Here is a 23,664-nt window from a genome sequence, read left to right as displayed (position 1 = left end):
TAGAAATCTGAAGGATATGGAATTTGTTACCATCGCTGATGTGAAAGTGCCGGTTCTCCCGCCCACGAGTAAGTTTCCCGTTTTCCCTTCTAGCCTTGTCGAAACCGACTCGGTAAAACAAACCTTACAAAAAATTCTATACCCCATGCTCGAAGGGATTCCTGTCCTCCTTGTGGGCGATGCTGGTGTTGGAAAAAATGCACTCATCTATTATATCAACTCTCTTCGCAAACAACCCACACTTCGGTTTAGTTTTAACGAAGACACATTGCCAGAAGACCTCATTGGTTCTTACCGCATCCTGCTGGATGGAAAAGGTTTCACATGGTCGAATGGCCCTCTCACCAATGCTTTGTCAGAAGGACTTAGTTTTGTTGCCGATGAGATGAACCTTTGTGCACCAAACATCATCAAACGGTTTTCTTCTGTCTACGAATCCAACTACTTAGATCTTTTGGAAGGGAGTGGGGAAAGAGTAAATGGAAAAACAGGATTCTGGTTTATCGGAACCCAAAACCCCAGTGAAGGATTTGAAGGTAGAAAACCTCTTCCTTTCGATATCACCAAACATTTTGCCGTTGTTTACGTTGATCCATACTCTCCCGATGAAATGTTTTTTATTTTAAAAAAACTCTATCCCATGCTTGGGGAAGAGGTTCTCAAACAAATCATTCGGATTAGTTTGGAATCGGAATCTCGGATCAAATCAGGGGAAATTGGAAAAGGTGATTTAGAAAAATACCACTTTAACTTAAGAACCCTACAAAAGTATTGTAACCGATTGGTTTTATTTGGTGCTAAAGACAAGGCTGTTGCCGCAAGAGAAGCTCTGTACTTATTCGAAGAACCATTCCGAAAAAAAGAAGACAAAGCCAAACAAAGAGAACTCATTGAATCAGAGTTTGGTGGTTCGGTGAAACTCGTTCCTACCAAAGGTTATGTGCAAGGTTCTACGATTTTTTGGAATGACAAAGAAATCAAAACTTGGGACGAAAAAAAGACTATCTCCCTTCTTTCTACTTATCCCACTCCAGAACCAGTTTTACATTTTCTTGACCAAGTATTCACCGCCATCCAAGCCAAAGAAAACATCTTAGTCGAATATAGAGAAGACCAAGACCCACAAGAGTTTTTACCACTTTTTACAGAGCTCACAGGAATCGAACTTGAGTCTGTGATGTTATCCAAAGGGATGCACACATCTGACGTTGTGGGTGCTCTAAAACCCACTGAAGAAGGAAATATCGAAAGTGTGACTTGGGTGGATGGCCCACTAACACGTTCTATTCGGAAAGGTCATATCATTCTTATATCTGGACTTGAGTCTGCTGGTGCAGAACTTGTGGAAAAGATGAATATGTTAACGGATGATGCACGTTCCCTCACTTTGCCACCAGAGTCCGGCGAATATCTACCCATCCAACTCACAGAAAAATCCATTGTGTTTGGAATGAAGTCATTTCGTGCATCCAAGTCGGTAACAACGATATCTCGTGCTTTTCGGAACCGTTTCACACCAATCCTTTTTCCCGAACTAGAAGATGTAAAAGTATTAGAAGAAATTTTAGAGTTCTATCTTCCGGAAGGGGTTCTTCCTCGTTCGCTTGCACGTTTCCATCTCAAAGCTAAGGAACTCGCAGACAAACGTACCATTGGTTCGGCAAACCTAATGCCATACCGATTTGGAATCGCCAATCTCCTAAAATGGAAAAATCATATCTACCGCTACAACCAAACCGATGTAAAAGACATCGCCATTCGCGGGGGAAAAATTTATTATACCAACCAAATTGCTGACCCCAAAGAAAGAAAAGAACTCGAAAGACTCCTTGAAGGTTATCTTTCTGGAGTAGAAGTCGTCTCAACACTCTTCGAGGAAATCGAAGAGAAAAAAAAAACGTTTACGGTTGAATCAGGACTAAATCGAAAAAATTGGTGGGATCCGGAACTACACCAACGTGACCCGCTAACAGGCGTTGCAAAAAAGCTAAACTCTGGGGAAGAAACCAAACGGGGGATTGAAATCAATACCCCCGAAACCGGTGGCAAAATCAAAGAAGGGGCCGACGCATGGTATGGCGAAGACACCCAAGGAAACCAAGGCCAAGGAGAACCACAAGGTGGTGGTGGTGCTTGGGGTTACCGAACCGAAGAACTCTACAAACAATTCTTAAAAAAACGCCGCCTCCTTTGGGACTATTCCATTATGGTAGGTCTTGAAGAGTTTAAATCCGTCTTTGGTAAAGAACTCGAAGAGGTGGAACTCAATTTAGAACAACTCTTTGATCCAGAAATTGACATCCATCGGATGTATAAAAACGAAGGGTCAAGGGTGGATGCAAGAAAATACATCTCATACAAAAGTGGAAGGGGAGATACTAAAATCTTCGATAAAACCATCATTGAAAAAAATGATGAAAAACTAAAAGGTGTAGAAGTCACCTTCCTTGTTTCAAAATGCCGTAGGATCTTTAACTTTGAATATTCGATTGCGATGCTTTCGGCTCTCCTTGTAAGTTTGCATATCCTAAACGAACATGATATCAAAACCAGTGTCCATACTTTCTGTGATATTAAAAACTCCAAAGACACAGTGGATATTTTTAACTTAAAATCAGCTGAAGAAGATTACACAGCGGAAAAGGAAGAAGAGGTATTTTCTGCTCTTTGTAAAAATTGGCATGGGGACAGCATTCCCGAATTCCAAGTTCTCTCCAATGCAGAGCGGTTTTTTTCGCCGGATGCCCAAACTAAGATCATTGTGATCCTTTCTGACTTTCGCGGGCAAAGGGCCAAGACCTATATTGAGGACGAACTTTCGTCTTTTGATACCAGAAAGTTGAAAGAAGCTGTACTGAAAAACCAGGACAAAAATTATGTATTTTTAGGGGTGGGACTTGGGTCTCGCTACATTGCGGAACATGTGTTCCAAGACTCCCTCCAAATTACGGCAGATAACTTTTATTCCATGCCAAATTTGATTGGGGCTGAAATTGCAAGACTTGTGCAAATTCACCATTCGCTTAGGCAATAATTATTATGGGCAAAACCAAAAAAGACGACAAACCACGCGGAACCGATCCTTTAATCAATAAAAAGGCAAAGTTCAATTTCGAACTCTTAGATTCGTTCGAGGCAGGTGTCGTACTCACAGGATCTGAGGTAAAATCCCTTCGTGAAAAAAAGGGAAATCTTACCGATTGTTTTGCCAAAGTAAGGAACGGAGAAGTGTTTTTGGAAAACTTTCAAATCCCTCCTTACAAGAATGGGGGTTATGCGAATCATCCAGAGATTCGTCCCCGTAAACTCCTCTTAAAAGCAAAAGAAATTGAAAAAATTGATCGTTCCATCAAAGAGAAGGGTTTGGTTCTTGTGGCCACTCGCTGTTTCTTTAAGAACAACCGTTTGGTGAAGATAGATGTCGCTTTAGCCAAACCAAAAAAACTTTACGACAAACGTGACGACATTCAGAAAAAGGAAGCCAAAATCGATATGGAAAGAGCCATGAAGGAACACCTACGCAAATGAAAGGACTTCCAGTGGTCACCATTGTTGGTAGACAAAATGTGGGTAAATCCACACTATTCAACGCCATCCTCCGCGCACAAAGTGCCATCACAGAAAATACAGCCGGTGTAACAAGAGACGTTTTACAAAAGACAGTAGAAAGATCGGAATTCAAAATTCCCTTCACATTGTCAGACACTCCCGGCCTCGATATTGAAAACATTGATGAAATCTCAAAAGAAATCATTGAGATAGCCTTTGAACATTTACGAAACTCGGATCTTATCCTTCATGTGATCGATCATAAAGATTTACGTAAGTATGATCATAGACTCATCGAGTTATTTAAAAAAGATGAAATCTTAAAAGATAAGATGGTCCTAACTCTCATCAACAAAGTGGATACTGAACAAGATGAATATGATTTGGAACCATTTTACAAACTAGGGTTAAACGAACTCCTGCCCATCTCGGCCCTGGGTCGAAGGAATTTTGATCTTCTCTACCAAAAAATCAATTTTTTTCTTCCAGACAAAATCAAAATGCCGGAAGATCCGTATTGCAAAATTGCCATCATTGGAAAACCTAACTCCGGTAAATCGTCGTTACTGAATACCTTTCTCGGTTACAAACGTGCTGTGGTGAGTGATGTACCAGGAACCACTAGAGATTCTGTTTCCGATCAGTTCTATTTTCAAAATCAAAAATTAGAAATCATTGATACGGCTGGGATTCGCAGAAAATCCAAAACCGGAGAAAGTTTAGAATTTTATTCTTACAAACGAACCCTCCATAGTTTGGGAGAAGCAGATGTGGTTGTCCTTCTTGTGGATGCCATGAAAGGTCTAGGTGAATTTGACAAAAAGATTTTTGGGGAAATCCAAGAACTGGGGAAACCCATGATTGTGGCTGTGAACAAATGGGATCTGGTTCCTGAAAAAGAATCCAATTCTTGGAAACACTACAAAGACCGGATGGAAGCAAAACTTTCCATTTTGAAGGAACGCCCCCTCATTTCCCTTTCTGCCAAAGAGAAAGTCCGCACCCACAAACTCCTGGAATCGGTGGTGGCTCTCTATGAAAAGTCTCAGAAAAAGCTCACAACCCGTGCCTTAAATGACTGGTTAAGCAAATGGGGAGGAAAAAATAAGGTTCAGAAGGCATCGAATCGACCTCCGAAGGTGTATTACGCCACGCAAGTCTCCCAGATTCCTTTTAAAATATTATTCTTCGTCAATGATACGAAACTCTTTCCGTCAAATATTTTGAGCTTTTACCGAAAGAGTATAGTAGCGGAGTTCGGGCTGGATGGCCTAGCGGTTGAGATCGAACTTCGGAACAGAAACGAGGGTAAGGAGGGCAAGGAATGATTCTTGCTGCAATCCTATTGAGTTACCTTTTAGGTGGCATTCCGGTCGGGTATCTTCTGGCCAAACAAGTGCGGGGGATTGACATCCGCGAACACGGCAGCCGTAATATCGGTGCCACGAATGTGGGTCGTGTGATCGGTTGGAAGTATGGAATCATCGCTCTTTTCTTGGATGCACTCAAAGGTGCCATCCCCGTCATTGCTGCATCTTATATTGAATCACCTTATTCTCTGACAACCACCGAGATTTTACTTGGATCCGTTGCCATCCTTGGTCATACATTCACACCTTTCCTTCATTTCAAAGGTGGAAAAGGAGTGGCCACAGCGCTCGGTGTGTATATGACTCTAGTTCCCATCGTTACCGTTTGTGCGGTTGTGATTTTTTTTATAGTCTATAAAATTTCTGGATTTGTTTCCCTTGGTTCTATCTTGGCAACCCTTTCTATGCCTATCTGGTATTTTGGAACCACAAAGTACATTCCGGATTCCGAATACCAACCAATCATCTTTTTTGTGTTAGTCGCTACTTTTTTCCTCATTTCCTATTCACATAGAGAAAACATCAAACGTTTGGTGTTAGGTAAAGAACTACGAGCTACACAAAATGCAAACTGAACGCGAATCTATTCTCACAAATAAAGAAAAACTTTTTCTTCTAACCAAATTTGTAGAAGACCACCCAGAAGCAGAAATCCAGGACTTCTACAAATGGTTGTATTATGGGGAATTTGGAATGGAAGAATCTACTTTGATTATGACAGGTCGGCAATCCATTCCAGAATTACATATTGTTCTCAGTGAAATCAAAAAAGAAGAATCCGAAAATATCGAATCCGAACTCATTTGGGAACCGATGGGTCTTGCCGCAAGGTTTGTCAAAGTGTATGCAACCAAATACTACCATATGGATTGTCCAGTGAAACGACTTGTCAATTTACTGGAAAGATCACCGGCCTTTCGTGGGGCAAGGATGAGTTTTAAATTGGATTGGAACTTACTCAAAGAAACTGTTTTAGAGTTAAGACCAGAACTCAGTCGTCGTGATTTTATCAATTTTGAAGAAAGGATTAACTTCCACCAGTTACCTGCTATGCCATATACAGATGGTTATGCGGAAAAAAATCCCTTTGCTTACCGAGTGGTGTCGCAAAAATTATTTTTTGATTATTTTCCTGAGTTTGAAGACAATTCTGTTTTTCATCCTTTTTCTGGAAATGAATCCATCATTGGATAAAGACTTCGTTTTAAATACCTGATTTCTTTTTTGATGGATTGGATCATGAGTTGGTTCTTTCTTACAAGTTCCAAGTCTTTATGACGTAAAATATAAATTTCTGTTTTTCGCACCATCCTTCGTAAATACGATTGTTCCCGCATCCATATCCAAATGTCTGATTCTTGGAAAGACTGGACTTCCGTATTCTCTTCAAATTTTTTAAGTCCATCTTCCATAAACTCCAAATCTTTTTGGATTCTATTGTATAGGTTTTCTGAACCTTGTGGATTTAGGTAGGAAGGAATTTCTTTGAGATTTTTTGTTTTTCCTTGGTTTGCATGAGAGTGCAAAGTATCGTTTGTTTGCGATTTCTCAAATCCATTTATGTTGTAGGAATTTACATTCCAAATGGCAAGTTCCTTCCAAGGGTAATTGTGGTTTGGAATTTCATTCAAAATTTCTTTTGCCTTTTCTGGACTGAGAGACTGGATTCCGGTAATTTCTGCTCCGTCTTCATTTACATTGAAGAGTTTCATTTCGGTCACAGTGGTTGCTGACTCTTCAAACCAGTGCCTGTATAAATCCAAAACATAATCGGTAAGAACAGATCCTTCGTTACCAGCCCTTGGAACAAACCGAGTTTCTCTTTTGCGAATGATGACCTCGTTGATTCGTTCTAAGCTGTTTTTCCGGTTGAGAAGGGTGAGCCATTTTTCATTGTGATGGGTTCCTGTAGAATGGATTTCTCTTCCTGAATAGGCAAGGTCTTGGCCAAGAAAATACACAGAAGTAAAACCCATAAAGCGCAACATATCAAAGGCTGTGGTTGCCACTGATCCCCCCGATTGGATATCTCCCACTTCGCGAAATACTTGTTCGGCGAGTTCGCCTCCTGCTGTCACTTCCCGGACAAGTGATCCTTCGGCGTCTACTTGGTATTTGGCTGTGACGGAATGCACGACAGATTGGAACATCGGTTCTCTGAGGAGTGTGGGGGAACTGACCAAGTCTGCAAAAAGAGGAATCTGGGTTAGAGACTCTCCCATAAAATGAAAAAAGGAATTGGTTTGGGCATCGAGTGTGACAACACCATCGGCTTCAATCCCCGCTTTGATCAGGACTTTCAGAGAAGTATCGCAGGATAAAACAAAAACTTTGTCTCTCACCGATTGCAACCAGGAAAGATTTTTTCTAAGACTTGGACCCGCTGACACGAGTACCGCGGTAAGTCCTTTGAATTTTTCCCTTAAAGAAGAGATGGGATAACGGACAGGTGATTCTTTTCCGACATGAACCAAGTTCCAAATGGAGTTTTTAATCCATAACCTCTCAAATTCAAACTTGGTGAGTAGATCACTCATCTTGGCTGAAAATACAGTTTGGGTTTTTTCTTCTAATTCACGAAAGACCAGGTTCCGATTTGTGTCGGTTGGGTTACGAATGACTTTCAATCCACTCACTCTTTCGATTGGTAAAGACTCTAAATAGTTAAAAAATAAGGGAAAAAATGCATCTCCTGAAAACAAATGCCTACCGGGAACTTGTAAAACAGGGATTAAAATTTTATTCCAGATAACAGGGATTAGTGTTTCATCATCTCCAATTAAAATGAAGATCTGACCTGGTGCCAAAGTTTCACTGATCTTTTGGATGAGGTGGGGATTTCCAAGCCCAAACAAAATCACAATATCTGTGGAACGTAAGGAATAAGTATCTAAAAGTCGAATGGCTTGTGTTAGGGGAGAGAAGGAAGAAGAGAGTGGTTCCCCGTTTAATGAGACATAATATTCCCCTGGTTTCTTTGCAGAACCTAATTCCCAATGGAGATCGGATGAGAAGTTTCTGAAATAATTTTGTAAGTACGGCTTTCTTTCAAAAATTTCACTGGAAATCGGATCGATAATTTGGGACATAATACTATCTAAGGTTTTTTCTTATGTCTCCCAAGTGGTGTCAACTGGGAAACTTAAGGAATCGAACGGCGAAACATATATGCATTTAAAGAGCCTAAGTATTGTTGGATTTAAAACATTTGCAGATGAGACGGAGATTACTTTTGATCCCGGGTTTACTGCTGTCGTCGGGCCGAATGGTTCGGGGAAATCAAATATCGTCGATTCAGTCAAGTGGGTCTTTGGAGAAAAAAGTGCCAAGGGACTCCGAGGCGAAAAGATGGACGATGTCATCTTCCACGGAACAGAGAGTAGGCGAGCTGCTGGTTTTTCCGAAGTTTCCATTCTCTTTGATAACGATGACCATTTTTTCAACATTGATTTTCCATCAGTAAAAATCACTCGTCGTTTGTATCCGGATGGGGAAAACGAATATTACCTCAATGATATCAGAACTACAAGAAAGGATATCGAAAAAACCCTTCTCGATACAGGAATTGGTAAATCTAGTTATAGTATTTTAGAACAAGGTCGAGTGGATCAAATCCTCAATTCCAAACCAGAGGAAAGAAGGGCCATCTTTGAAGAAGCAGCGGGTGTTTCTCGGTTCAAACTGGATCGGAAAGAAGCCACAAAGAAGTTGGATGATACCAACCAAAACCTTCTGCGCATCCAAGACATTATGAACTCTATGGTCAAAGACCTAGAAGTCAAAGAAAAACAATCGGAAAAAGCGGAACAGTATTTCAAACTCAAATCCGATTTGGATGAGTCTGACAAAAACCTAAGGTTTCTAAAACTCAGAGATTTTAAACGTCGGATGAAAAAGTCAGATGAAGATCTACTTGAGATCCGCGAAAAAAATAAATCGATTCTATCTCTCATCCAAAACGAAACCAATTTGATTTCTGAAAAAGAAACCACCAAAGAGGCCAAGGAAAGAGAGATTGCTGAAATTGATAAAAAGTTATTTGATCATCTTTCTAAAAGCCAAATCCAAAAAGAAAAAATAGCCAAAAACAAAACCTTTATTTTGGAGTATGAACTTCGGATTGGAGAAATTCTTTCTGCTTTAGAAACAGAAAACCAGGCCACAATCAAACTCGAAGTTGAAAAACGGGCGATAGAACAGGAAAATGAACGCCAAAGAGAAATCCAGTCCACTTTGCAAGAAGAGATCCAAAGTTTGGAATCAAAACGTGTATCCTTAGAACTTTCCATCAAAGAAGAAGAAAAGTCCATTGAAGAAAAGGAAGGTAGGATTCAGGAAAATGAAAAACGCCATATTACCCTTCGAGACAAACAAAAAACAGTAATCCTCGAACTCATCCAAGAGTTAGAAAACAAAAAAAGGGAATCTAGAGAAGGGGAAGAAATTCGTAATACGGACAAAGCTGACCTTCTTTCTGATTTAGAACTGTACCGAAACAAATTAGAATCGGCTTTAAATCAGTTGGGATCATCGAATTTGAAGGATGGGATTTCTGACTTACGTGAAATCAAACTCGATCTTTATTCCGAAAAACTCACATCCTTTTTGAAAAGAGAAGATGATTTTAGAAACTTACTTTTTGATAAAGACGGAATCCTTTCTAAAAAAGAATCGATAGACCAAGAAATCGAAGATTTAATTTTAGAAAACGAAAACCTAACACGGGGAATTCGGGACCACCAAAGTAATATCATTTTGCATAGAAGCCATTGGGAAGAAACAAGAACTCATATTGTGGAACTCGAGAAAAAACTTCTGGAATCCAATTCTCGTTTGGAAAACCAACAAAAGGAGATTGCCGTCCTAGATGAAAGGATTGGTGAGATTGAAAAACGGATTTTAGGGGCAAAAGAACAAGAGTCTGTGATTCGTGAAAAGAAAGATAGTTTGGAAAAGGAAGTTGAGGTTTTAGAAAAAGAAATCGAAGAATCTTACCAAGAATTCCTATCGATGAGTCGAATTTTGGAATCGGAAAAAGAAACCCTGCAGTCACTTGTGGAAGAAATTTCCGGAATTAAGTCCAATATCACAAAAAACCAAGAAGTGTTCCAAAATCTCCTCCCACTTTTGTCTGAAAAAGAAAGAACGAGTTCCGCACTCAAAGTTCAAATTGATTCCCTTGTGGAAGAGTTGTACAATGATTACTCTCTTACCGATTCCGAATTGGAAACAGAACGTGGGGGATTGGAACTGGACCAAAAGGCTGAGGAAAGAAGATTACGTTCTGCTAAATCGGAAATCCAACTTCTAGGTTCGATCAATCCACTAGCGATTGAAGAGTATCGTAACATCAAAGAAATTTACGAACACAATCTGAAACAAAAGGTTGATATCGAAAGTTCCAAAAAAGACATCGAAGAAGTTTTGAAACGAATCAACGAAGAGTCGGAGAAACTTTTCCAAGAAACGTTTGAAAAAATCAAACAAAACTTCCAGGAAACCTTTTCTACACTATTTAATGGGGGAAGGGCCACACTGGAACTTACGGAAAAAGAGGACTCTCTCAATTCCGGAGTGGAGATTATGGCCGAACCTCCAGGCAAACATGTGCAGAACTTACGATTGTTATCCGGGGGAGAGAAATCTCTCACGGCGATTGCACTTCTATTTGCTATCTACATGGTCAAACCAAGTCCATTCTGTTTCTTAGATGAAATTGATGCAGCTCTGGATGAAGCAAATAAACTTAGGTTCTGTCAGATCCTTGACCGGTTCAAAGACAAAACGCAGTTTATTGTAGTTTCCCATGCACAGTCCACGATCTCAAGGGCCAATGCCATCTTTGGAGTCACCAACGAAGAACCAGGAATCTCCAAGATCCTTTCTCTTCGATTAGATGAAGCCAAATCACTCTCCAAACAAATCACACAAAAAACTGGAACTGACAACTAAGTCGGTTCCAGGCCCTTGTTTAAAAAAAAATATAAGAGTACATAAAAAACCAAGGCGATACGAACCGTAATCGTCTTAGTTTTTGTTTTTTTAATGGGTCTATTTTTTCTGTTACTTGTTGGCTTGCATTTCTTTCATAATGCAAGAAGAGAAGGCTTTGCAAGAATCACCACTAGTGAGGCATCCAGCAATTTTGTTGTAGTATTTTGGTCGGTTACAGTTAAACTCACAGCCTTTTTTTAGGGTGTTTTTTTGCTCTTCAGAAGCATTTGGGTTCACTTGCACTGTACAGGTGTAAAACTTATCGCAGGCCTCTTTACATTTAGGAAAGTCAGCTGCTTGGATGGAACCGGCAAATAATACCAGAACCAGAATTGAAAACAAACGGTTTGTTTTTTTCATACCTTGTCCTCTCGATCTTTGGTAGCGAAGACGGGAGTCGAACCCGTGACCTCAGGGTTATGAATCCTGTGCTCTAACCATCTGAGCTACCTCGCCCTATCACCTTAGATCGTTTGGTTGAACTAAATCTTTAGTTCTTTTGTCATTTTTTGAAGAGATAAAGAATGGTAAACAAAAAAAAGCCCCGACTGTTGCCGGGGCCTTTTCTCTTAGCAAGAGTAAGTAGTGAGGAATTCGTATGGGTGAGGGCGACCTTCCCATGGCCAAATTTCTGTTTCAAATTTGTAGTGTTGGTATGTTTGCAAAAAGTTTTCTGTAAACACATCACCTTGTTTGAAAATTTCTCTTTGAGCAAGCATCTCTTCCATTGCTTCACGAAGTGTGTGAGGCATTTGGCGGATTCCTTTTTCACGGATTTCGTCCAATGAAAGTTCAAAAAGATCTTCTTCACGTGCAGGACCTGGATCGATTTTTTCAGCAACACCAGCCATACCAGCCATAAGAAGAGAAGCAAACGCCAAATATGGGTTAGCTGTTGAATCTGGGAATCGGAATTCCACACGTTTTGCTTTTTCACCGCTCACAAAAGGAATACGGCAAGAAGCAGAACGGTTCTGAGCAGAGTATGCTAAGATAGACGGAGCTTCGAATCCAGGAATGAGTCGTTTGTAAGAGTTAGTGGATGCGTTAGTGAACGCAGCACAAGCTCTTGCGTATTTCAAAACTCCACCAACATAGTTGAATGCGAAGTCAGAAAGACCTTGGTATTTGTCTCCAGCAAAAAGGTTTTTTCCACCTTTCCAAAGAGAGATATGAACGTGCATACCGTTACCGTTATCACCAAAAAGTGGTTTTGGCATAAAAGTAGCTGTTTTTCCGTGTTTATGAGCCACCATCTTCACGATGTATTTTAGCTTTTGAACGTTGTCAGCCGCTTCAATCAAAGTTCCAAACTTAACTCCAATTTCCCCTTGTGCTTGTGCCACTTCGTGGTGAACCACAAAAGTTTCCATTCCGATAGCTTCTAGAGTTTTTACAAATTCAGCGCGAAGGTCAACTTGAGAGTCAATCGGAGCTACTGGGAAATATCCACCTTTAGTTCCAGGACGGTGTCCGGAGTTGAAGTTGATTTTTCCTGTGTTGTTTGAACCTGGAATTTCTGAGTGGGTATTCCAGATCCCTTCGTTAGAATCCAATTCGTAGTATTGGCAGTTGATCTCATCACGAACTTTTAAGCTGTCGAAAACAAAAAATTCATTTTCAGGTCCAAAGTATGCAGTGTCTGCGATTCCGGATTTGTTCATGAACTCTAATGCTTTTTTTGCAATAGATCGTGGGCATTTTTCATAGTATTGTTTTTTGTAGATGTCCCATACATCACAAAACATAACGAGTGTTTTGTCAGCTGTGAACGGATCTAAAAAAGCCGTAGAAATTTCTGGGTGTAATTGCATGTCAGAAGCATTGATTGGCTGCCAACGAGCAATGGAAGATCCATCAAAAGGAATTCCTTTGAATGTTTCTTCATCAACTGAATTCACATAATAAGAAACGTGATGCCACATTCCTTTGATATCCGTGAAGCGGAAGTCGTAGAAAATGACTCCATTTTTTTTGGCATACTCAACCACTTCCTTTCCGGAAGTAAATTTTGGGGTTGCGAACTGCATTTGATTCTCCTTCTTTCAGAGGTCGGTCTGATTGTTGTAATCTGATGTCTCATTAAATGCAAGATTTATACCAAGGCATTTCGACCTAAATATAAGGGTTTCGTGGAGTTTCTAAGCAATTTGAATACAACTAATTGCCTGGATATTCAACGAAATGCTTTTATTGAAAACATTTTGCTTAAATTTAGCGCAAAAAAGCGTTATTTAAGCCTCCGCCATTTCGAAGTACAATCTATTACTGGGTGATTTTGGTCAATGGAATCGAATCATTTTCGAAAAGAATTCGGAAAAATTTCGGATTCTCATTTAAATATGTTTTTTTTGTGGCAATGGCCGAAGAATCTTAAAGGTTAGAATCTAGATGAGTTCTCGAGAACCCGATTATGGTCGTTACCAACACTTAGAGAGCTTCATCCACCTTTCCAAAGATGCCATTTGGTGTTACGAATTAGACATTCCTATGCCGATCTCCCTTTCCGAAGAGGAGCAGTTGCAATACATCTGGAGTCGCAGCATTGTCCGGGATTGTAATTTGGCTATGGCCCGTTTTTTTGGATACAATTCCGTTCATGAAATCATTGGTAAGTATTTAAAAGACTTAGTCAGTTTAAAATCTGTATATTTACTCCGTAAGTTCGTTGCCGATTCCTACCAATTGGAAAATTACGAATACTTTGTTGAGTTGTCCGACGGCCACCAACGTATTTTTTTAGTAAACTCTCGTGGCCAAGTGAAAGAGGATAAACTCATCAGAATTTGGGGACAACAAATTGAAATTTCGTCTATCAGGGAATCAGAAGTCAAACTCTCGGGACTTTTACGATTATCGCAGATTGTTACGGAAGTATCGAAAACCTTTGTCCATTCGAAAGCTGAATTTGTATCCGATGCCATTCAGTTTGCTTTAGAGGAACTGGGAAAATATTCCAGGGCTGACCGAGTTTTTGCTGCTGAAATTTCTCAAGACAAACAATTCCTTTCTGTTTCCCATGAATGGGTGTTAGAAGGTATGCCTTCTCTTTTCCAAGTTGGAACCAAACTACCTATAGCAAAAATGAATCCCGAACGATTGGGAATTTTGGCAGGTGATGGTGTGATTCATATTGCTGATACTTCTCTTATGGTCGATGAACCATGGCATCTGGATCTTTTTAAACGAGCAGAAGTTCGCTCCATCCTTGTTGTGGGTTTGCGAGATGAAGGAAGTGTGATTGGGATTCTCGGAATTACCACCTTTGAAAGGATAGGGGACTGGTCAGAAGAAACTAAGCAACTGTTAGGTCTGATAGCTGGGTTTGTTTCGCAAGGGTTGGTGCGGGCCAAAAATGAAATCAAACTGATGAAAAAAGAAAAAATCTTACAGAGATTTTATTCTGATGTAAAAGAAGATTTAGCGCTCGCTAAATTAACCCAAGAGGCTTGGGTTGCTAAGGATTTTGGTGAAATTCCCAATGTAAAAATTCAATCGCGGTTTTTGCCTTATGATGAAATTGGCGGAGACTTAATTTTATACGAAAAAACAACGGAAGGAAACATTGATATATTTTTTGGAGATATCTCTGGGCATGGAATTTCATCGGCTCTTGTTTCCGGAATTGCCGCAGTCTCTTTTAAAAAACATTCTAAATTGGAATCAAGTCCTTCAGACATCCTTGCAGCCATGCATCTGGATTTAAAAACCATTATTTTTAAACATCATATCTCTGCTTGTGTCCTTCGATTGTTCCCAAAGGAAAGAAGGATCGAGTTTAGTTTTGCAGGCCACCCACCCGTTGTGTTTTGGAAAAAAGATGAAAAAGTTATGAAGTTGGTTAAGGATGAAATGTATCCGATTCTACTTTTGGATACTTGGGAAGGGAAAACAATTTCTAAAACATTCGAAGAAGGGGATCGTTTGTTACTGTATTCGGATGGAATTTATGAATTAGAAGAAGAGACAGGTGGATACATTGGGCTAGATATCTTTTTACAAGAACTTTCAGAAATGATTTCAGTATCCGATTCCACAGATGCCTTACTTAAAAAAATGATCGCTAATTGTTTGATTGATAAAGAACGAATCATTCATGACGACATTGCCGTTCTGTTTATGGAATTTTAATTTTCTTTATCCGCTAAATCTAGGGCTTTGGCATCTGCTTCTGGATACTTAGCTAAATACTCAGATACAATTTTCTTTTTTCCATCCAGACGATCTAAGTGGTTTTCAATGATATGTCCAAAATCTAATTTACCTGTCACAATTTCATAACGTTCTGTTTCAATGGTTCCTAAATCCAAATCCACAGGAACTTCGTTTGCTTTGTCTGCGTAGTCTTTTGCTTTTTCCCAATAAGGTATGGCTTCTTTATAAAAGGCTTCGGCCACACCAAAACTTTCTTTGAGTTCGTGGGCAAAATCTAAATTGTAAAAATACACATGGCGTTTGTCAAATTTAGAAGCAAGGCGCATGTAAGAACGCATGATTTGGATGTTGATATGCATAAACATCAAGTTTCTATATTTATAATATTCTTTTTCTGTTTTGGTTTCACATAAAGAATGTTTGGGATGACGGAATCTTTTCCCAAGAGCAATTTTTAACCAATAGATATTTTTTCTAATTTCGTTATCGTTATAATGTTGTTTGAGGTTGTACAACTCATAAAAATCTTCCAAATACTTTGGTTCCCATTTATGGAGTTTGTAAGGAACCCAATCAGAAAACTTGGTATAAGGTCCGTTTTTTTCGTATTCGTAGTTGTAATCGATGTCTGTTTCCCAGGCACCAAGAGAATGCGAAAACAAGGAGAGAACGATTGCAAGTGCTAGAGATAAAATGAATCCTTGTTTCACCCTAAAAGTATCGGTAAAAGGGCCCAATTCCCCAATGGGGATTCTTAATTTAGAGGGAAGACTTCGGCCACCCACTGGTAACCCACGCCGCGCACATTGCGGATGGAATCTTCTCCGAGTGCGTCCCGAAGTCTGACAATGGCATTGTCTATGGTTCTTTCTGTGGGAAAACTTTCTTCACCTACAATATTGTCCAAAATTTCAGAACGGCTAAAGACCTTTCTCACATTGGAGAGAAGGAGGGCAAGGAGGGCGCAGTCCCTCTTCGAGAGTAAAACCGAAGTTCCGTCTTCTTTTTTCACAAGGAAAGAATCCAAGTGAATTTCCACTTCGTTCATTTTCCATTTCCTGCCGAAGTGGGGCCTGGTTTGGGCAACCACCCGTTCCAAACGGATGAGAAATTCTTTTAAGTGGAATGGTTTGGGGATAAATTCGGCAGCACCGAGTTCAAACCCGCGAAGCCTCTCCTGGGCTCCCGCTTGGGCGGTGAGAAATAGAAAAGGGATGTCCTTTTCTTTGGATAAAAAAGTTTCCGCTAGTTGGAAGCCATTTCCGTCCGGAAGTCGTAAGTCAAGAACCACCAAATCAAATTGGTTCGGTGAAAAAAGGGTCTCTGCTTCCTGTGCCGTTTTTGCCCACTTAACTCTATACCGGTCTTGTTCCAATCGTTCTTTTAAAGTTTCGCCGAGACCCTCGTCATCTTCGACAAGTAAAATTCTTGGTTTCATGGAACCTCTTTTAGAATCAGTTTCACTTGGAAACCGGACAAACTGTTCGGAAACTCTAGGGAACCATTCATTTTTTCGATTAATTTTTTAACGATGTACAAACCAATCCCACTCCCACTGGTTTTAGAATGGCGTAAAAATGGAAGAGTTAGATTTTTTTTATTCCCTATAAAACCATTCCCGTCATCTTCCAAAAGAAAACTAATTTCGCCTTTTGATTTTTCCACAGTGAGTTTGATGGTTTTTGCTTTGCCATGGCGTTTTGCGTTTTCACTTAAGTTTTTTAACATGGCAAAAAAAGCTTTTTTATCAACGTAAACTTTTGTTTCTTTGGGAACTAGAACATTCCAATGGAGGTCTGGTTCATGATGGGAATAGGATTCACATAAATCGGAAACTGTAAGAGTTTCCAGATACAAAGATTCCCCTTGCATGAGGCTTGCCAGATAAAATGCATTTCCCATTTGGGATTCAATGCGTTGGTTTTCTTTCCAAATTTTTTCTAATTTTTTCTTTAGTTCTAGTTCTTTTGTATTTTCGAGAAGGACTTCGATTTGCAGCTGTAAGCTGGCGATCGGGGTTTTCATTTCGTGGGTAACTGTAGAAAAAAAATCGGAGATGAGTTTGGAACGTTTGTGATCTCTATAAGATAAAACGGCAAGAGTGACCCCACCCAGGGTCAACATAGAAAGAAAAAAAGATCCTTCCAGTTTTAACATCCGATTCACTCGGTCCAGTTCTACTTGCCTTGCTTCACTGATAGAAATTTCTGAAATGGTTTTAGCTTGGCGAAACCCCAAAATCCACCACCACACACCTAAAGAGAGTGTGAGGAAGAGCCAGGCCAGGGAAAAAAACATTCGAAATTGTGCGGATCCTCTCAAATTTGCCTCTCAATTCAAGTTAGGGCCAAGCGGATGGGCGACGAGCAAAAAAAGATGTTGTCACATTGGAAGAACCCGAGATTTTATTTTTTAGGAGAACAACTTTGAACTTCGACGAAATCTCGAAACATCTTGGAAATGACGCGGAATCCCTACTTGGATTCAAATCCCCAAAAATCGCTAAAGAACTAATCCACGTACCTGGCTCAGACTGGGTTGATAGAATTTTTGCTCCCACAGACAGGTCTGTGCCTGTGCTTCGTAGCATCCAAACCTTACTTGGAAGCGGCCGCCTCGGTGGAACTGGTTATGTTTCCATCCTTCCGGTAGACCAAGGAATTGAACACTCCGCTGGTGCTTCTTTTGCAAAAAACCCAATTTATTTTGACGGTGAAAACATCATCAAATTGGCAATCGAAGGTGGTTGTAACGGTGTTGCGACAACTCTTGGTGTTCTTGGATCGGTTGCGAGAAAGTATGCTCACAAAATTCCTTTTATTTTGAAAATCAACCACAACGAACTTCTTACTTACCCAAACAAAAGTGAACAAATTTTGTTTGCTACCGTAAAACAAGCGTATGACCAAGGTTGTGTTGCGATTGGTGCTACCATTTATTTTGGTTCTGCTGATTCTGGTCGTGAAATTGTTGAGATTTCTAAAATCTTCCAAATGGCTCACGAACTGGGAATGGCAACCATCCTTTGGTGTTATGTAAGAAACAATGCGTTCAAAAAAGACAAAGACTACCATGTTTCTGCTGACTTAACAGGACAAGCAAACCACTTAGGTGTGACCATCCAAGCGGATATCATCAAACAAAAGTTACCTGAGAATAATGGTGGATACAACGTACTCAACCAAGAGTCTTCTTATGGTAAAACTGACAAACGTATCTACACAGATCTTACTTCTGACCACCCGATTGATCTCACTCGTTACCAAGTAGCAAACTGTTATATGGGAAGAGCAGGACTCATCAACTCTGGGGGAGCATCCGGAGAAAACGATTTACAAGATGCAATCAAAACTGCGGTGATCAACAAACGAGCTGGTGGAATGGGACTCATTTCAGGAAGAAAGGCTTTCCAAAAACCAATGAAGGAAGGGGTTGCACTACTGAACGCCATCCAAGACGTATACTTATCAAAAGAAGTCACAGTCGCTTAATAAGGCTTGGAATTTTTTGAAAATGTAAAACAAAGAAGGGCAGGGGTACTGGTATCTCTGCCCTCTATTGTTTCTGAACATTCTTTTGAATGTGGTGACATCTATAGTTTATACCCACTGGGTGATTGGGCTAAAGATGTTGGTTTTAGCATCATCCAATTGCTGCCGTTAAATGATACAGGCTTCGGGTATTCACCTTACAGTGCCATCTCTGCTTTTGCGATTGATCCGCTTTATATTTCTTTATACAAACTAGATCTAAATGTGAAATCTCGTAAACGTGAGATTCGTTCTTTAGAAAACCATCCCATCCGCATTCGTAATTTAAAACTAGAAATCATTCGTAAATACTTTTTAGAAAACAAAAAAGAAGTCATAAATGAGGCCACTTACTTTTTGGAAAAAAATCCTTGGTGTTATTCGTATGTAACCTTTCGTATTTTATATGAAGAATATAAGGGCGAGGGTTGGTGGGAATGGCCGAAAGAATTTTTAGATCCTAACTATGCAAAAGAATACATTTTTTCTAAAAAAAGAGAAGAGGCCCTTTTTTGGGTATATTTGCAAAAGATCGCCTATGATCAGTTATCTGAACTAAAAACCCATTACGAAGATATGGGAATTTACTTAAAAGGTGATATGCCCATCCTCACTTCGAGAAATTCCTGTGATGTTTGGGAACACCCTGAATATTTCATTATGGATCTGCAAGCCGGAGCACCACCGGATGATTTTTCAAAAACTGGACAAACTTGGGGATTCCCGGTTTTGAATTGGGATGTTTTGGAAAAATCAAATTATTCCTGGTGGAAAGAAAGGTTATCCTATTTGGAGAATTTTTTCCACCTTTACCGCGTTGATCATGTGATTGGGATGTATCGGATTTGGTCGATCCCAAAAGATGACTCCACTGCGTTACGTGGTTGGTTTCATCCTCAGTTTGGAATTACGAAAGAAGAATTTTTGAATGTAGGTTTGGATCCCAAAAGATTTGAGTTACTCGGTCTTATCCATGAATTCATTCCGGATCATTATATCTTTTATTGGGATTTTTGGAAAGAATCGGGATACCAAGAACTGAATGAAGAAACCAAAGCCAAACTTTACCCGTTATCAGAACTTCATATCAAAGAAGAGGAAAAACATTGGAGAGAGTCAGGGGAAAAGATATTGGAAATTTTTGAATCCTTTTCTTCCATGCTTCCTTGTGCTGAAGATTTGGGATCGGTTCCATCTTTTATCAGAGAATCTTTATTCGAACGCCAAATGATTGGAATTGATGTGGTTCGTTGGACAAAATCTTTTACTACGGGTGAATTTATTCCAGAAAAATCATACAGAGAAAATGCCATTTCCGTTTTGTCCACACATGACACAAGTTTGGCGCTAGATTGGTGGAAAAATGAAGGGGATAAAGAACCCAAATTCCAATTTTTCTTTGATCGTTTAGGAAAACCAAGACCAGAATCAGATGATGAAATTCTCCTCGGGCTTCTTTCCTTTGTGTTTGGAACAAGTAGTCTTTTTTCCATCCAATTGTTTCAGGATTTGGCACTGGGAGTTCCCGGTGTTTTGGAAAATCCAGAGAAACACCGGATCAACCTCCCTGGGACAGCTGACCATTCCAATTGGATCTATCGGTTCCCAATCCTCATAGAGGACTTTGCCTCCGATTTCAAACGGAATTTGGTTCTCAGGAAGCTCATTCTGGATTCGGGCAGAAATTCCTAATTTTTTAGAATTTTTATAAGAATGACAGGTTCGTTCAAGTCGGACTCGGAACTTTCTGGTAGTATGGATCTTTACACCCGGAGGTCTCCCTTGAGATTTGCAAAAGAAATGGCGTTTTATTCCGCTTACCATCAGGAAAAACGAAATGTTTTGATCCACGTGCTCGGTGTTCCTTTAATCACCTTCACTTTGTTTGTTGTGCTAAGCCGTTTTAGTCTGTTTGAATACAATGGCTTCCATGTGTCCGCATCCCTTGTGTTTACTTTGGCAGTACTTGGGTATTACTACACGTTAGATGTAATCTTTGCATTTGTGGCGACTCTTGTTTTTGGTGGATTGTATCTAACCTCTGAGTGGATCACAACGCAATTGCCAGCAAACGCAGCTTGGACTATTTTTGGTCTTGGACAAGTGATTGGATGGGGTGCACAGTTCTACGGACATTTTATCTTTGAAAAAAGTAGACCGGCCCTTTTTGATAACCTATTTCAGGCTTTAGTATCAGCTCCGTTATTTGTGGTAGCAGATGTTTTTTTTGAACTCGGATTCCGATTGGATTTGAAAAAAGCTGTGGATGCAGAACTAAAACAAAAAGGTGTTTGGAAAGATTTTTCCCATAAACCAGCTTGAAAATTTCTTTAAACAAAAGATCGGTAGTAAACTAAAGGTGAGGGTGAGTCGTTCACCTTCGTTTTGTTTTAAAACTACATTTAATTGATAGAATCCGTGACGGGAAACCAGATTCGGATTTTATCATTCAATGACTTTGCCTAATACCCTTGTTTTCTATCTTAATCTTCGCAAAAACAAACCTTACTTAAGGATTGGCTCCCTAAAATTAAAGAAGGTTTCACTCCAAACATCTTTTTGAATGTTCGAGACAAGTGAGCCTGGTCACTAAAACCGGCAGCATGAGAAGCCGTTGTTAAGTTTTCGCCACCTTGCAGAAGTTTTGCTGCAATATGAAGTCTTTGCCATAATAAATACTGTCTCAGTGGAATTCCCATATTTTCTTTAAATAAATGCATAAACCGATCGGTGGAAATTCCTGAAATTTCGGAAAGTTCCGTGAGAGTGACAGGGTTTGGCATTTTTTCTTTGATTTTTTGGATCACCATCTCAATCCGTTTGTCATATTTTTTTGGTGTGGTTTCTGAACCAAGAGAAGATAAGATTTGGTTATAAATGATACGAGCGGAAATACAATTTAAAGAGTCATTAAACAATGGTTCGGCGATATTTTGAATTTTCTGTCTCGTATTGATATCAATGGTTTTTGGACTATTGTCCATAATGATCTTTTTGTATTCATCAGATTTCGGATCCAATTGGATGATGAGCATTTCTGAATTCTCAGCATCTAATTTATGATAAAAATTAGGAGGAATGATGATCCCTTGGGATTCGATCACAGAATCGGATTTTGTATACAAATGGAAAGAATTTGTCAAAGAAACCAAAATGGACACTGCATAGTGAGAGTGAGGTTCTGTCACGAGACCTGCTGTTCCGAGGAGAATTCGTTCTCCAAAATAAAAAAGACTTCCCTTTCTTCTAGAATCCATAAATTAGAAAAACTCTAAAGACCATTCTGGAAAAGGCAAGGATTATCGAATGAAAAAATTGGTGTGGATTTTACTTTTCTTCAGTTTCTTTTCCTCTGCAGTTGCGGTCAGTGTAGGCGAGGTTCCGATTTCATGGAAGGAAATTCGTTCCAAATACAATTGGAAAACAAATCCGAGTTTCCCTGAATCAGAGTCTGTAGATTTATTTGAATCGGTTTTGTATACCGATGGCAGGTTGTTTTTCCAAACAAAGGATTCCACAAAACAATCTTCCATCCTTATTTGGAATTTAGAGTCAGGGGAATCTAAAAAGTTTCCTTGGGACGGGGGAAGGGTAACGGGTTGGACAGAGTGTTCTGGAAAAATTCTAATCCAAACAACAAAAACTCTTTGGGATTTGGATGCAAAAACATTGGTTGTGAATCGAAAACTCCCTTGGCCAAACAATGGAAAATCTTGGCAGGATATTGTTTGTTTGGATCATAAAATCTATAGGTTGGTTTCTGAACAATTGGAAGTGTATGATTTGGAATCGGGGGAATTAGAATCCAAAATCCCAGTTCCTTTTTCTTCTGTACAAAGAATCACCAAACGCGGAGAAAGTGATATTTTATTTTTATCTTCTTTTTGGGGGAATACCATCCAAGTTTTTTCGCCGAAAGATCCTACTAACAAAAAAGAATGGAAATTTCCTGTTAACCATCGGGCACTTTTTAAACTCGTCACTCTATCCGAAGATCATTTCCTAATTTTTGATCCCATCACAAAGATTTATGGAGAGTGGATGGTATTTGAAAATTCCATATTACCTTTGTTAACTCCAGTGGAAGTGGCAGATGGATTGAGAGCCTACCGATTTTCTCCCATCCAAAACAAAATTCAATACCAGTTTCAGTTAACGGCTCTTATTGATGTTCCTGAAACAAAATACCAATTAGTCCTTCCCAAACAGAATACAAGTTCTCAAAACTTAAAAGATGAGGTAATCCATCCTTCTGCTGTAGAAGAGGTCGATGGGGCAGGGAATCGGAGTTTGGTTCTTACCTTCCCCCCACTCAAAGCAGGAGATACGAGAGATATCAGCGTTTACGAGGCGATTCTCACTCGCTATAAAATCCATTGGAATTTGAATCCAAATTTGACTTTATCTAAGAATCAAAATCAAAATGGTATGGAAAGTTATTTGTTAGATGATTGGTTTTTGAAACTTAATGAAGATGTTGTTGTTCAAAAAAGAAATACTCTTTTCCAAGAAAATACAAACCTAAAACAAATCCTCACCAAAACTCAAGAGTATGTTTCTTCCATTCCCTATAAGTCAGGAAGTTTTGAACCAGCACCCAAGGTGATTGAAAAAAATAATGGAGGTTGCACGGAACATTCCTATGTCACCATGGCCTTGTTACGTGGTATGGGAATTCCCTCTAGGTTAGTTTGGAACTATTTACCAACAGAGTCCTCTAAAGAAATTACATTTAACCATAAATTTGTGGAGGTGTGGGTGGAAGGCCTTGGATGGATTCCTATGGAACCACTGGCTGCACCCAGATCCAAACCAGGTGTCACTTATGCGAGGCATGTAGTTTTTGCGGGATTACCTGGCACAAATCACCCTAAAATTGCAGGTGGGGACAGGCTTGTTCAATTATCAAAAGACCAATTGGATTTAAACAAAAAGATAAAATTCAAATTGGTTGTGGTAAAGAATGATTCTACAAACGATGAAATAGATGGCACGGAAGAGAAAGTGATCCCTCAAAAAACAAACCGTGCCTTAAATTCTGGGGAAGAGATGGTGGTTCCCTAAGG

Annotated in this window: 18 protein-coding genes and 1 tRNA gene; 11 read left to right on the top strand and 8 right to left on the bottom strand. The window is 39.7% G+C overall.

Annotated elements, in window-relative coordinates; translation table 11 throughout:
- The first annotated feature begins 16 nt into the window (after positions 1–16).
- The 5 genes from EHQ24_RS05025 to EHQ24_RS05005 are packed head-to-tail and all read left to right on the top strand — an operon-like array spanning position 17 to position 6,113.
- Positions 17–3,034 carry an AAA family ATPase gene (locus tag EHQ24_RS05025; protein ID WP_135600569.1) on the top strand — a complete coding sequence of 1,006 codons (3,018 nt, stop codon included), beginning with the start codon at positions 17–19 and terminating at the stop codon, positions 3,032–3,034.
- Positions 3,035–3,039: 5 nt separating this feature from the next.
- Positions 3,040–3,528, top strand: coding sequence for an SsrA-binding protein SmpB (gene smpB, locus EHQ24_RS05020; RefSeq protein WP_002974168.1), 489 nt, complete (start codon positions 3,040–3,042; stop codon positions 3,526–3,528).
- On the top strand, positions 3,525–4,877 hold the full coding sequence (gene der, locus EHQ24_RS05015) for a ribosome biogenesis GTPase Der (protein WP_100742629.1): 1,353 nt from the start codon (positions 3,525–3,527) through the stop codon (positions 4,875–4,877). Before smpB ends, der begins: the two co-directional genes overlap by 4 nt.
- On the top strand, positions 4,874–5,494 hold the full coding sequence (plsY, locus tag EHQ24_RS05010; RefSeq protein ID WP_135600568.1) for a glycerol-3-phosphate 1-O-acyltransferase PlsY: 621 nt from the start codon (positions 4,874–4,876) through the stop codon (positions 5,492–5,494). The genes der and plsY overlap by 4 nt, the downstream gene beginning before the upstream one ends.
- Positions 5,484–6,113: a hypothetical protein gene (locus EHQ24_RS05005; protein ID WP_135600567.1), complete on the top strand. Its 630-nt coding sequence runs from the start codon at positions 5,484–5,486 to the stop codon at positions 6,111–6,113. Before plsY ends, EHQ24_RS05005 begins: the two co-directional genes overlap by 11 nt.
- Here EHQ24_RS05005 and EHQ24_RS05000 read toward each other — a convergent pair.
- The gene (locus EHQ24_RS05000) at positions 6,077–8,008 is read right to left on the bottom strand and encodes a motility associated factor glycosyltransferase family protein (RefSeq protein WP_135600566.1); all 1,932 of its coding nucleotides are present in this window, start codon (positions 8,006–8,008) and stop codon (positions 6,077–6,079) included. The genes EHQ24_RS05005 and EHQ24_RS05000 overlap by 37 nt on opposite strands.
- A 79-nt stretch (positions 8,009–8,087) precedes the next feature.
- On the opposite strand from EHQ24_RS05000, the gene EHQ24_RS04995 reads away from it, so the two are divergent.
- Positions 8,088–10,871: a chromosome segregation SMC family protein gene (locus EHQ24_RS04995; RefSeq protein WP_135600565.1), complete on the top strand. Its 2,784-nt coding sequence runs from the start codon at positions 8,088–8,090 to the stop codon at positions 10,869–10,871.
- A gap of 111 nt (positions 10,872–10,982) precedes the next feature.
- Here EHQ24_RS04995 and EHQ24_RS04990 read toward each other — a convergent pair whose 3' ends face one another.
- The 3 genes from EHQ24_RS04990 to glnA all read right to left on the bottom strand — a co-directional run bounded on the left by EHQ24_RS04990 (position 10,983) and on the right by glnA (position 12,943).
- The gene (locus EHQ24_RS04990; protein WP_135600564.1) at positions 10,983–11,273 is read right to left on the bottom strand and encodes a Cys-rich protein; all 291 of its coding nucleotides are present in this window, start codon (positions 11,271–11,273) and stop codon (positions 10,983–10,985) included.
- Between the two features lie 19 nt (positions 11,274–11,292).
- Positions 11,293–11,369 (bottom strand) — tRNA-Met (locus EHQ24_RS04985).
- Positions 11,370–11,482: 113 nt separating this feature from the next.
- Complete coding sequence (gene glnA, locus EHQ24_RS04980) at positions 11,483–12,943, bottom strand: type I glutamate--ammonia ligase (protein ID WP_135583952.1); 1,461 nt, start codon at positions 12,941–12,943, stop codon at positions 11,483–11,485.
- A gap of 361 nt (positions 12,944–13,304) precedes the next feature.
- Between glnA and EHQ24_RS04975 the strand changes: the two genes are divergently transcribed.
- Positions 13,305–15,044: a PP2C family protein-serine/threonine phosphatase gene (locus tag EHQ24_RS04975; protein WP_135600563.1), complete on the top strand. Its 1,740-nt coding sequence runs from the start codon at positions 13,305–13,307 to the stop codon at positions 15,042–15,044.
- Here EHQ24_RS04975 and EHQ24_RS04970 read toward each other — a convergent pair.
- The 3 genes from EHQ24_RS04970 to EHQ24_RS04960 are packed head-to-tail and all read right to left on the bottom strand — an operon-like array spanning position 15,041 to position 17,366.
- Positions 15,041–15,763, bottom strand: a complete 723-nt coding sequence (locus EHQ24_RS04970) for a hypothetical protein (RefSeq protein WP_425270072.1) — start codon at positions 15,761–15,763, stop codon at positions 15,041–15,043. The two genes, EHQ24_RS04975 and EHQ24_RS04970, sit on opposite strands and share 4 nt — an antisense overlap.
- Before the next feature lie 59 nt (positions 15,764–15,822).
- The gene (locus EHQ24_RS04965) at positions 15,823–16,506 is read right to left on the bottom strand and encodes a response regulator transcription factor (protein WP_135600562.1); all 684 of its coding nucleotides are present in this window, start codon (positions 16,504–16,506) and stop codon (positions 15,823–15,825) included.
- Positions 16,503–17,366, bottom strand: coding sequence for a sensor histidine kinase (locus tag EHQ24_RS04960; RefSeq protein WP_135600561.1), 864 nt, complete (start codon positions 17,364–17,366; stop codon positions 16,503–16,505). The genes EHQ24_RS04965 and EHQ24_RS04960 overlap by 4 nt, the downstream gene beginning before the upstream one ends.
- 128 nt (positions 17,367–17,494) lie before the next feature.
- Here EHQ24_RS04960 and EHQ24_RS04955 point away from each other — a divergent pair, with 128 nt between their 5' ends.
- The 3 genes from EHQ24_RS04955 to EHQ24_RS04945 all read left to right on the top strand — a co-directional run bounded on the left by EHQ24_RS04955 (position 17,495) and on the right by EHQ24_RS04945 (position 20,920).
- Positions 17,495–18,559, top strand: a complete 1,065-nt coding sequence (locus EHQ24_RS04955) for a class I fructose-bisphosphate aldolase (RefSeq protein ID WP_135583942.1) — start codon at positions 17,495–17,497, stop codon at positions 18,557–18,559.
- Between the two features lie 6 nt (positions 18,560–18,565).
- A complete protein-coding gene (locus EHQ24_RS04950; protein ID WP_135600560.1) occupies positions 18,566–20,290 on the top strand; it encodes a 4-alpha-glucanotransferase in 1,725 nt (574 codons plus the stop codon).
- A 90-nt stretch (positions 20,291–20,380) separates the two neighbouring features.
- Positions 20,381–20,920 (top strand): Mpo1 family 2-hydroxy fatty acid dioxygenase, encoded by a 540-nt coding sequence (locus tag EHQ24_RS04945; protein ID WP_135600559.1) that lies wholly within the window; start codon positions 20,381–20,383, stop codon positions 20,918–20,920.
- A gap of 161 nt (positions 20,921–21,081) precedes the next feature.
- Here EHQ24_RS04945 and EHQ24_RS04940 read toward each other — a convergent pair whose 3' ends face one another.
- Positions 21,082–21,855: a helix-turn-helix transcriptional regulator gene (locus tag EHQ24_RS04940; RefSeq protein ID WP_135600558.1), complete on the bottom strand. Its 774-nt coding sequence runs from the start codon at positions 21,853–21,855 to the stop codon at positions 21,082–21,084.
- A 49-nt stretch (positions 21,856–21,904) separates the two neighbouring features.
- On the opposite strand from EHQ24_RS04940, the gene EHQ24_RS04935 reads away from it, so the two are divergent.
- A complete protein-coding gene (locus tag EHQ24_RS04935) occupies positions 21,905–23,662 on the top strand; it encodes a transglutaminase-like domain-containing protein (RefSeq protein WP_135600557.1) in 1,758 nt (585 codons plus the stop codon).
- The last annotated feature ends 2 nt before the right edge of the window (positions 23,663–23,664 follow it).

The organism is Leptospira noumeaensis (assembly GCF_004770765.1).
GTDB classification, from domain to species: Bacteria; Spirochaetota; Leptospiria; order Leptospirales; family Leptospiraceae; genus Leptospira_A; species Leptospira_A noumeaensis.
This window is presented reverse-complemented; position numbering and strand designations above follow the sequence as displayed.